This is a genomic window from Pectobacterium artocarpous, from assembly GCF_046159765.1.
Classification (GTDB): domain Bacteria; phylum Pseudomonadota; class Gammaproteobacteria; order Enterobacterales; family Enterobacteriaceae; genus Pectobacterium.
The window spans coordinates 24,665-34,538 of sequence record NZ_JBJXVK010000035.1; the positions used below are offsets into that span (position 1 = coordinate 24,665).

Below are 9,874 nucleotides of genomic sequence, written 5' to 3' on the forward strand. Positions count from 1 at the left end.
ATATTGAAGATGACTCGTCGCGCCATCGGGGTAAGTGAACGACCGCCCTTGTTACAAACCATCCCGTTGAGTTTCCAGCATCTGTTTGCGATGTTTGGCGCTACCGTTCTGGTACCCATTTTGTTCAAGATCAATCCGGCAACCGTACTGTTATTCAACGGCGTGGGTACCCTGCTTTATTTATTCATTTGTAAGGGAAAAATCCCGGCGTATCTGGGATCGAGCTTCGCGTTCATTTCCCCGGTTTTACTGCTATTACCGCTGGGATATGAAGTCGCTCTGGGGGGCTTCATTATGTGCGGTGTGCTGTTCTGTCTGGTGGCCCTGATTGTTAAGAAAGCGGGCACTGGCTGGCTGAATGTGCTGTTTCCGCCTGCGGCGATGGGCGCGATCGTCGCGGTTATCGGCCTTGAACTGGCTGGCGTGGCGGCTGGAATGGCCGGACTGTTGCCTGCTGATGGTGCCTCTGTCGACTCCACGGCCGTGACGATTTCACTGGCGACGCTGGCGATCACCATTTTGGGTTCTGTGCTATTTCGCGGTTTTCTGGCGATCATTCCGATTCTGATCGGGGTACTGGCAGGTTATGCGCTGTCGTTTGCGCTGGGCGTGGTGGATTTGACCCCGATTCGTGAAGCGCACTGGTTCGCGATGCCGACATTCTATACGCCACGCTTTGAGTGGTTTGCCATTCTGGCGATTCTGCCTGCGGCACTGGTGGTGATTGCTGAGCATGTCGGTCACCTGGTGGTAACGGCGAATATTGTGAAGAAAGACCTGATGCGTGAACCAGGTCTACACCGTTCCATGTTCGCTAACGGCATGTCTACCGTGCTGTCCGGCTTCTTTGGCTCCACGCCGAATACAACCTACGGCGAAAACATCGGCGTGCTGGCGATTACCAAAGTGTACAGTACCTGGGTTATCGGCGGTGCGGCAATCCTCGCGATCCTGCTCTCCTGCGTGGGCAAACTGGCTGCGGCGATTCAGGCTGTACCCGTTCCGGTCATGGGCGGCGTATCGCTGCTGCTGTACGGTGTGATTGGGGCTTCCGGTATTCGCGTGCTGATCGAATCCAAAGTGGATTACAACAAAGCGCAAAACCTGATCCTGACCTCCGTGATTCTGATCATCGGCGTCAGCGGTGCGAAAGTGCATCTGGGCGCGACTGAGCTGAAAGGCATGGCGCTGGCGACCGTTGTCGGTATCGGGATGAGCCTGGTGTTTAAGGTCATCAGTGTGTTCCGCAAAGAGGAAGAGATCCTCGATGCACCGGAAGAGAACGACGCGCGTTCGTAACCGCGTCATTCCCCCCCCCTGTTGAGGCCATGCATATTGCGTCCTCAACAGGGGGCGGTTTCTGTGATAAACTCGCCCCGATTTTCTGCCCGTTTTGCTTGAGGTGATTCTGAACACGCCGGCACAGCTTTCATTGCCACTCTACTTACCTGATGACGAAACCTTTGCCAGTTTCTATCCGGGTGAAAACGCGTCTCTTCTTGCCGCCATTAATAATGCTTTGCATCAGGAGCATGGCAGCTACATCTATTTCTGGTCACGCGAAGGGGGCGGGCGCAGCCATCTGCTGCATGCTGCCTGCGCTGAATTGTCGCGTCAGGAACGCGCGGTGGGCTACGTGCCGTTAGATAAACGCGCCTACTTTGTGCCGGACGTGCTGGAAGGCATGGAGCAACTGGCGCTGGTGTGTATCGATAACATCGAATCTATCGCGGGTGATGAAGAGTGGGAAATGGCGGTGTTTAATCTGTATAACCGCATTCAGGAAACAGGGCGTGCCCGGCTGTTCATTACCGGCGATCGTCCTCCGCGCCAACTGAATTTACGTCTGCCCGATCTGGCTTCTCGCCTTGAATGGGGACAAATCTACAAGCTACAGCCGTTGTCGGATGATGAGAAAGGGGAAGCGCTACAGTTGCGTGCCAGACTGCGTGGGTTCGAATTGCCGGAGGACGTGAGCCGTTTTCTGCTTAAGCGTCTGGATCGGGAAATACGAACGTTATTTATGACGCTCGATCAGCTCGACCATGCTTCCATCACTGCACAGCGCAAGCTGACCATTCCTTTTGTAAAAGAGATCCTCGGACTGTAGTTGACGATCGCCTTTGGCTACAGAATCTCCAGCACCTGCTCCGGTGGACGGCCGATACGTGCCTGACCGCGTGTCACGACAATGGGGCGCTCGATGAGCTTCGGATTATCGATCATCGCCTGAATCAGCCGTGCTTCCGTCAGCGTGGCGTCGGACAGCCCCAACTGCTGATAAATCTCTTCTTTGGTTCTCATCAACTCGCGTGCGCTGTTAAAGCCTAACTGCCGGATGAGCTGCGCCAGCGTCACGGCATCGGGCGGCGTGTCGAGATAGAACACGATGTCGGGCGTGATATGGTGTTCCTGCAACAGCGCCAGCGTTTCACGGCTTTTGGAGCAGCGCGGGTTGTGGTAAATCGTCACGGATGTGTGGGTTGAAGACGGTGTCATTGTCATGCTCCTTATCAGGATTTCTGGTACTGGCGGAAACGCTGTTGTAACTGACGAAGCTGGTCGATACGGGCGTCGTAACGTGCCTGCTCCAGACTCCCCAATTTAACCAGTGAGCTCGCGTTGCTCAGTAGCCGAATCGCTTGATCGAGCTGGCCGTTGAGTGCCAGATTCTCTGCTCGCGCGGCCAGTTCTTCCGACCGCTGCCCTTGTGCTGCTGCGGCTTGCGCCAACAGATCCCAGCCGTTTGAATCGTCAGGGTGCGCATAGGTATAGCGATACAGTATTTTGCTGGCCGCCGCAGGCTGTTTTCCTTCTACATAAGCATTCGCCAGATTAAGCTGAAGCACCGGATTAGCCTGCGCGCCAGAGGCGTTTTGTAAGCGGAGGATAGCCTGTGCCGCACGGTTTTGTCCCAGATCGATATCGGTCATCATATCCAGAAACCACGGGTTTTCAGGCGCGTTGCTTAGCAGCGGTTGCAGCACATTACGTGCCTCATCGTACTTCTTTGCCTGATAAAACTGAATCGCACGACCGTACTTCGCAGCCAACTGCTCCCGCACGTTGCCTTTTTCCCATTGCTCCAGCAGATCGTTGTTAAGCGGGCGATCCGGTGAGCCATACATGCCAAAGGTACGTATTTTCGCGAACAGGAAATCCTGAGAAGATTGCACCGGCGTTGAACGCATCTGGTTGGCACGATTGCGGGCGTCGGACAAGCGGCTTTCCGGCAAGGGATGAGTGAGCAACATTTCCGGTGGTTTGGAGGCATAACGCGATTGATCGGCCAGTTTTTGCAGGAAATTCGGCATAGCCTGCGGATCGAACCCCGCGCGCTGCAATACCTGAATACCGATGCGGTCAGCCTCTTGTTCGTTGGACTGCGTAAAGGTAATCATCCCTTGCTGTGCGCCAGCCATCGTACCACTGAGTGCTGCCATGCCTAATTGTGGATTCGCCATTGCCAGCAGAATGGAACCCAATGCGCCAACCCAGGTGAGTGGGGCGCTGCGCTGCTGTGATTCCATACTGCGTGCCAGATGGCGCTGGGTAACGTGAGAGATTTCATGTGCTAGTACGGAGGCCAGTTCGCTTTCGCTATCGGCATAGCGGAACAGCGCGGAATGCAGTACTACGTTGCCGCCAAAAAAGGCAAAGGCGTTAATGTCGTCATTACGGATCAGGTAAAAATGGAACGGTGTGCGCACCGAATCGGCCTGTTTGACCAATCTGTTACCGAGCTGATTAATGTAATTGGACAGCAGCGGATCGTTGATAAGCGGCGTACCGGCACGCAATTGGCGGACGTAAAAATCCCCCATTGCCAGTTCCTGATTGATACTGAGCGTGCCGCCCGCGGTGGTGCCGATATCCGGAAGCCGATCCTGCGTGTCGGCCTGAGCAGGAAGCTGGTTGCCAGCCAGTAACGCCCCGAGCAGGACAGACGTGACCGTTTTTCTTAACCGAATAAACATAACGGAAGATAACCTTATCAACAGCTAACGTGAAAGCATTCTGCCAACTATCTTATCCAGCGATGGCAGACAAAGAAATGCCCGAGCGGGAAAAACGTGGTGAAGAGAGAATAACAGGGAAAACCGGCACGTGTGACGGTGCCGGTGAAGGAAGTGAAAACCGTGAATCAAGCGTTTTTCAGGTAATCAAGAACGATGTCGTGGTGGTTGCTGGTTTTGAAGTCATCAAAAACCTTCTCTACCTTGCCGTTTTCATCGATCAGGAAACTGATGCGATGAATACCGTCATAGGTTTTCCCCATGAACGTTTTTTCTCCCCAAACCCCAAATCCTTCTGAAACCTGATGATCTTCATCAGAAAGCAGCGTGAAATTTAAGACTTCTTTCTCGACGAAGCGGGACAGTTTTTCTGATTTGTCCGTGCTGATACCGAGAACTTCAACGCCGTATTTTTTCAGATCGTCCATGTTGTCGCGCAGACCGCAGGCTTGAACGGTGCATCCTGGGGTCATCGCTTTAGGGTAGAAATACACCAACACTTTCTGTCCCTGGAAGTCGGTTAAATTTACTTGTTCGCCATCTTGGTCGGGCAAGCTAAATTTCGGTGCAGTATCACCGGCTTTCAGTGTGTTCATCACGACTCTCCGTCTTGTTTCTCTTCATGCTGTGGATATACCCATGCCATTTGCAATAATAATGGCAGCGTTATGCTATTGGGCACAAATATTACTGGGCATAGTTAACGACGCTAATACTGCCTTGTGCGTTCAATTCTGTACATAGCTGATGAAAGACTGGCTCAATAATTGAGTTATCCAACGGGGTAGAACTGTGTGCGGCAATCTGAATATACAACTGCGGCGGTTTGCCTCCCTCGGCGGGCTGCGTTTTTGAAACCAGCTCTGCAATGTTTAACTGATGAGAATCAAACAAATCGGTGAAACGCTCGATGATGTGAGGGGAATCGGCAACGTCAACCTTCACCCAGACGATAGAGGGCGTCGGCTGGCTAGCCTGTGACTCCGTGCGCTTCATCACGAGCAGCAAATCCATCTCCGCGCCTTTCAGCGGTAGGGTTGATTCGATCAGCGTTATCGCGTTCCAGCTACCGGACAGCAGCATAATGAAGGTGAACTCTTTGCCCAGCATAGCAAGACGGCTATCTTCGATATTGCAACCACAGCTACTGACGTGGCGGGTAATCGCGTTGACAATACCGGGGCGATCAACTCCCAGAGCGGTAATAACCAGATAGTATTCTTGTGAGCTTGGCAACATCATGCTTCCTGTCTTTTTCCCATTAATCACATGGTAAACATAAAAAATTGCCTGGAGCAATTTTTAACGCCGCTTGCGGCGGCCCGAAGGGCGGCGGGCAGGGATAGCCCGACGTAAAAAACCTGGAGCAATTTTTAACGCCGCTTGCGGCGGCCCGAAGGGCGGCGGGCAGGGATAGCCCGACGTAAAAAACCTGGAGCAATTTTTAACGCCGCTTGCGGCGGCACAGACAATATTTCGTTATTGTGGGGATTCCGCGCTAAGGTACGCATTGGTAACCAGAGACAAAGCACCTTTCATCATGCAACGCCATCATGCGAATAACGATTGGGTAAAACAGGCCCAGCATCCTGCCTCGTTCGAACGAATTGAGGCTTTCTTCCGGGGACATGGCTACGACCCGCATCGGCACGATACCTATGCGGTAGGGCGGACGCTATCCGGCGTGCAGCGTTTTCACTATCGTGGCAGCCTGTGTAACAGCGTGCCTGGGGGAACGCTGGTGCTTCATCCGGATGAGATCCATGATGGTGAGGCCGGTTCTGTTGATGGCTTTCAGTACCGCATGATTTATGTTGAGCCCGCGCTGATTCAAAAAATACTCGGTGGCAAACCCTTGCCCTTCGTTAACGGCGGCATATCCAACGATCCACGCCTGTTTGCGGCAACCGAACCGTTGCTCAGAGCAATGGAGGAGGCGTTCGATGAGTTGGAAGAAGATGATGTGCTCTACGATCTGGCGCAGGCGCTGTCGGTCGTAGGAGGACTACGGTATCAGCGGCGTTTGTTTGACTATCACGCTGCTGAGCGGGCGCGTGAATATATTCATGATGCCTTTGATAAGACCATTACGCTTGATGAACTGGCGCAGGTGAGCGGGCGGGACCGCTGGAGCCTGACGCGTGATTTCCGCGCACTCTTCGGCACGACGCCGTACCGCTACGTCACCATGCGCCGTCTCGAACACTGTCGGCGGCTTATGCTGGCTGGTGATAACCTCGCCGATATTGCCGCTCGGGCAGGGTTCGCAGACCAAAGCCATATGACGCGCCATTTCGTGAAGGCATTTGGCCTTTCACCAGGCCACTGGCAGCGCATGTTCAGCGCGTCTTAGTCTGCTTGCACAATCGTTCAATACAACCGGTTCTCTGCTTAGCTAGCCTGAGGGCGTCATCATAAGGAGAGACGAGATGTATAAATCCATTAATTTTGCCCAAAAGTTAGCGTTATTCGACGATCGTTGGCAGCCGAAAGTGATCGCTGAGATGAATGACTATCAGTTTAAAATCGTCAAAATTCAGGGAGATTTCATCTGGCACTCCCATCCCGAAACGGACGAAACGTTCATCGTGCTGGAAGGCCAACTGAGAATCGATTTTCGTGACGGTGATGTGCGCATCAATGCCGGAGAAATGTACGTTGTCCCGCACGGCGTCGAACATAAGCCTTATGCGGAACGTGAAGTTAAACTGCTGCTCATTGAACCGAAAGGCGTGCTGAATACCGGTCATGAAGACGGCGAGCGGACGGCTGAAAATGATGTTTGGATTTGATCGGCTGAGTAAAAAACAACGTAAAACGTCCTGCCAGTGACGAATCAGGCGCAGTAAACGGGCTGCTTTTGTACCAAAACGTCAGAAGCATTTTTAATTTCGTTTACTGCGTCATAAAAAAACCTGCGTCAGGCACCGACAACGCCCTTGTCCGCTTGCTTTTGCATAGAAGTCAAAAGTACCATGAAGTACTTGTTTGTGGAGGGGATGGCCAATGTTTACGGGAAGTATTGTTGCGCTGGTTACGCCGATGGACGCCAAAGGCGCCGTCGATCGGGCGAGCTTGAAAAAACTGATTGATTATCATGTCGCTAGCGGTACATCGGCGATTGTCTCTGTCGGCACGACGGGTGAATCCGCCACGCTGAGCCATGACGAACATGGCGATGTCGTGATGCTGACGCTGGAGCTGAGCGACGGACGTATTCCTGTCATTGCTGGCACCGGTGCTAACGCGACCGCGGAAGGCGTTTCACTGACTGAACGTTTTCACGGTACCGGGGTTGTTGGCTGTCTCACGGTCACGCCGTACTACAATAAACCGACGCAGGAAGGCCTGTACCAGCACTTCAAAGCGATTGCCGAGCATACCGATCTGCCGCAAATCCTGTATAACGTACCTTCCCGTACAGGTTGCGACATGCTGCCAGAAACGGTTGCCCGCTTGTCCGAAGTGAAAAATATTGTCGCAATTAAAGAAGCAACGGGGAACTTAAGTCGGGTAAGCCAGATCCAAGAGCTGGTTAGTGAAGACTTCATTTTGCTAAGCGGCGATGACGCCAGCGGTCTGGATTTTATGCAACTCGGCGGTAAAGGTGTGATTTCCGTAACGGCGAACATTGCCGCGCGTGAAATGGCGGAACTTTGCAAGCTGGCGGCGCAGGGTAATTTTGTCGAAGCGCGCCGTTTAAATCAGCGCCTGATGCCACTGCATCAGAAATTATTTGTTGAACCCAATCCTATTCCGGTGAAGTGGGCCTGTAAGGAATTGGGACTCATGGCGACCGATACGCTGCGCCTGCCGATGACACCGCTGACCGATGCTGGTCGTACGGTGATAGGGCAAGCACTTAAGCAAGCGGGTTTGCTGTAATCGTTAGGGAGATTTAATGAGTTATTCATTACAAAAGTCGATGGTGGCGAAAGTCGTTGGTCTGTCACTCATGATGTTGCTCGCGGCTTGTTCCACCGATCAGCGCTATAAGCGTCAGGTGAGTGGCGATGAATCCTATCTGAAGGCACCGGCGCAGCACGCGCTGAATACGCCAGCCGGGATGATTTTACCGGTGCAGAACGGGGATTATGATATACCGCCGGTTACCCTGAATGGCGCGGTCGGCAAGGAGCTGGATATTCGTCCTCCCGTGCAGCCATTGGCTTTGTTGAATGGTTCCCGCACCCAGATCTCAGGAGATACGGCAACGCTGTTGTTAGAAAACAGCGCGCAAAACAGCCAGCTCTGGTCTCAGGTTATCCGCGTATTGCAAGACAAAGCGTTCACCATTGCCAGCCGTCAGGATGCCAGCCAAACGCTGACGACCGACTGGATTTCATGGCCGCGTGAAGATGAGGACGTACCATATCAAGGGCGTTATCAGATCGCCGTGCAGCAGCAGGGTTATCAGGTTGCCCTGATCGTGAAACTGCTGGGGTTACAGTTGAACGGTCAGCCAGTGGCAACGAGCGATCAGGCTCAACGCTACACAGGTATGATGCTGAATGCGCTGAGTAACGGTCTGGATTCTCAGGCAACGGCGCGTGAAAACGCATTGGCAAACCGCACCATCGGGTCGCTGGATGTCCAGAGCGGGGCGGATGACACGGGTCTGCCGCTGCTGGTTATTCGTGGTCCGTATACGGTGGTGTGGGATCGTCTGCCTGCCGCGCTAGACAAGATCGGTATGAAGGTTAACGATCGCAGCCGTCCGCAGGGCTCTGTCTCTGTGACGTATCGTGCACCGAGCAGCGGAACCTGGGATGACCTGGGCGCAAAAAATCCTGAATTGCCTAACGGCGATTACAAATTGCAGGTCGGCGATTTAGATAACCGCAGCAGTCTGCAATTTATCGATTCCAAAGGGCATACGCTAACCCAGTCTCAGAACGATGCGCTGGTAGCCGTATTCCAGGCGGCGTTCAGTAAATAACGCATAAACCAAGGGTCGGATTATCCGGCCCTTCTTCATTCAACAATCTCTACCCGAATTGACGGGTGCTATTGGCAACCGTTCGGGGAAGCGTTAAATATCGGGTCGTACTTGTGACCCTCACAGTGTGGAGTAATTAAAGATGCAAAAGCTAGCTGAGCTGTATCGTGGAAAGGCGAAAACCGTCTACACCACCGAAGATCCCGATCTACTGGTGCTGGAGTTCCGCAATGATACATCAGCAGGAGACGGTGCGCGCATTGAGCAGTTTGACCGTAAAGGAATGGTGAATAACAAGTTCAACCATTTCATCATGAGCAAACTGGAAGAAGCCGGAGTCCCAACCCAAATGGTGAGCCTGTTGTCTGACAATGAAGTGCTGGTGAAGAAGCTAGATATGGTGCCGGTCGAGTGTGTCGTGCGTAACCGCGCGGCAGGGTCGCTGGTAAAACGTCTGGGTATCGAAGAAGGTATCGAGCTGAATCCGCCATTGTTCGATCTGTTCCTGAAAAACGATGCGATGCATGACCCAATGGTGAACGAATCTTACTGCAAGACGTTCGGCTGGGTGAACGAAGAGAATCTGGCTCGCATGAAAGAGCTGAGCTACAAGGCGAACGAGGTGCTGAGCAAACTGTTTGGCGACGCCGGGCTGATTCTGGTCGATTTCAAGCTGGAGTTCGGTCTGTTCAAAGGTGAAGTCGTGCTGGGTGATGAGTTCTCGCCAGATGGTAGCCGCCTGTGGGACAAAGAAACGCTGAACAAAATGGATAAAGACCGTTTTCGTCAGAGCCTCGGTGGTTTGATTGAAGCGTATGAAGAAGTTGCGCACCGTATCGGTGTAAAATTAGACTAACTGCGCAATCGACCCTGTAAATAATTCTGTGTAATTGCCATCCGATTAAAGGTGGTCGCTCAG

The 9,874-nt window shown here is 52.9% G+C and carries 11 protein-coding genes; 7 read left to right on the plus strand and 4 right to left on the minus strand.

All coding sequences use genetic code 11. From position 1 onward, the window contains the following. The first annotated feature begins 9 nt into the window (after window positions 1-9). Both uraA and hda read left to right on the plus strand, forming a co-directional pair. Window positions 10-1,299: a uracil permease gene (uraA, locus tag ACKQAD_RS18905; RefSeq protein WP_409161556.1), complete on the plus strand. Its 1,290-nt coding sequence runs from the start codon at window positions 10-12 to the stop codon at window positions 1,297-1,299. A gap of 103 nt (window positions 1,300-1,402) precedes the next feature. Next, window positions 1,403-2,110, plus strand: a complete 708-nt coding sequence (gene hda, locus ACKQAD_RS18910; RefSeq protein WP_409161557.1) for a DnaA inactivator Hda — start codon at window positions 1,403-1,405, stop codon at window positions 2,108-2,110. 17 nt (window positions 2,111-2,127) lie between these two features. On the opposite strand, the gene arsC is transcribed toward hda, so the two are convergent. From arsC to ACKQAD_RS18930, 4 genes are all read right to left on the minus strand, one after another. Continuing rightward, entirely contained in the window at window positions 2,128-2,499 is a 372-nt protein-coding gene (gene arsC / locus ACKQAD_RS18915) for an arsenate reductase (glutaredoxin) (RefSeq protein WP_409161558.1), read from the minus strand. A 14-nt stretch (window positions 2,500-2,513) separates the two neighbouring features. Further along, the gene (gene bepA / locus ACKQAD_RS18920) at window positions 2,514-3,977 is read right to left on the minus strand and encodes a beta-barrel assembly-enhancing protease (protein WP_409161559.1); all 1,464 of its coding nucleotides are present in this window, start codon (window positions 3,975-3,977) and stop codon (window positions 2,514-2,516) included. Window positions 3,978-4,144: 167 nt separating this feature from the next. Beyond that, window positions 4,145-4,612 (minus strand): thioredoxin-dependent thiol peroxidase, encoded by a 468-nt coding sequence (gene bcp / locus ACKQAD_RS18925; RefSeq protein ID WP_409161560.1) that lies wholly within the window; start codon window positions 4,610-4,612, stop codon window positions 4,145-4,147. A 91-nt stretch (window positions 4,613-4,703) separates the two neighbouring features. After that, a complete protein-coding gene (locus ACKQAD_RS18930; RefSeq protein ID WP_409161566.1) occupies window positions 4,704-5,255 on the minus strand; it encodes a glycine cleavage system transcriptional repressor in 552 nt (183 codons plus the stop codon). Window positions 5,256-5,556: 301 nt separating this feature from the next. Here ACKQAD_RS18930 and ACKQAD_RS18935 point away from each other — a divergent pair, with 301 nt between their 5' ends. The 5 genes from ACKQAD_RS18935 (at window position 5,557) to purC (ending at window position 9,811) form a co-directional block, all read left to right on the plus strand. Next, complete coding sequence (locus ACKQAD_RS18935; protein WP_409161561.1) at window positions 5,557-6,369, plus strand: AraC family transcriptional regulator; 813 nt, start codon at window positions 5,557-5,559, stop codon at window positions 6,367-6,369. Window positions 6,370-6,445: 76 nt separating this feature from the next. Then, window positions 6,446-6,808 (plus strand): cupin domain-containing protein, encoded by a 363-nt coding sequence (locus ACKQAD_RS18940; RefSeq protein ID WP_409161562.1) that lies wholly within the window; start codon window positions 6,446-6,448, stop codon window positions 6,806-6,808. Window positions 6,809-7,022: 214 nt separating this feature from the next. Beyond that, window positions 7,023-7,901, plus strand: a complete 879-nt coding sequence (dapA, locus tag ACKQAD_RS18945; RefSeq protein WP_409161563.1) for a 4-hydroxy-tetrahydrodipicolinate synthase — start codon at window positions 7,023-7,025, stop codon at window positions 7,899-7,901. A 16-nt stretch (window positions 7,902-7,917) separates the two neighbouring features. Then, on the plus strand, window positions 7,918-8,955 hold the full coding sequence (gene bamC / locus ACKQAD_RS18950; RefSeq protein WP_409161564.1) for an outer membrane protein assembly factor BamC: 1,038 nt from the start codon (window positions 7,918-7,920) through the stop codon (window positions 8,953-8,955). A 142-nt stretch (window positions 8,956-9,097) separates the two neighbouring features. Continuing rightward, window positions 9,098-9,811: a phosphoribosylaminoimidazolesuccinocarboxamide synthase gene (gene purC, locus ACKQAD_RS18955; protein WP_409161565.1), complete on the plus strand. Its 714-nt coding sequence runs from the start codon at window positions 9,098-9,100 to the stop codon at window positions 9,809-9,811. Window positions 9,812-9,874: the final 63 nt, after the last annotated feature.

Bases quoted from the DNA above. Each gene is read 5' to 3' on its own strand.
- uraA (WP_409161556.1), top strand. From the start codon at position 10: ATGACTCGTCGCGCCATCGGGGTAAGTGAACGACCGCCCTTGTTACAA.
- arsC (WP_409161558.1), bottom strand. From the start codon at position 2,499: ATGACACCGTCTTCAACCCACACATCCGTGACGATTTACCACAACCCG.
- bepA (WP_409161559.1), bottom strand. From the start codon at position 3,977: ATGTTTATTCGGTTAAGAAAAACGGTCACGTCTGTCCTGCTCGGGGCG.
- bcp (WP_409161560.1), bottom strand. From the start codon at position 4,612: ATGAACACACTGAAAGCCGGTGATACTGCACCGAAATTTAGCTTGCCC.
- ACKQAD_RS18930 (WP_409161566.1), bottom strand. From the start codon at position 5,255: ATGTTGCCAAGCTCACAAGAATACTATCTGGTTATTACCGCTCTGGGA.
- ACKQAD_RS18935 (WP_409161561.1), top strand. From the start codon at position 5,557: ATGCAACGCCATCATGCGAATAACGATTGGGTAAAACAGGCCCAGCAT.
- ACKQAD_RS18940 (WP_409161562.1), top strand. From the start codon at position 6,446: ATGTATAAATCCATTAATTTTGCCCAAAAGTTAGCGTTATTCGACGAT.
- dapA (WP_409161563.1), top strand. From the start codon at position 7,023: ATGTTTACGGGAAGTATTGTTGCGCTGGTTACGCCGATGGACGCCAAA.
- bamC (WP_409161564.1), top strand. From the start codon at position 7,918: ATGAGTTATTCATTACAAAAGTCGATGGTGGCGAAAGTCGTTGGTCTG.
- purC (WP_409161565.1), top strand. From the start codon at position 9,098: ATGCAAAAGCTAGCTGAGCTGTATCGTGGAAAGGCGAAAACCGTCTAC.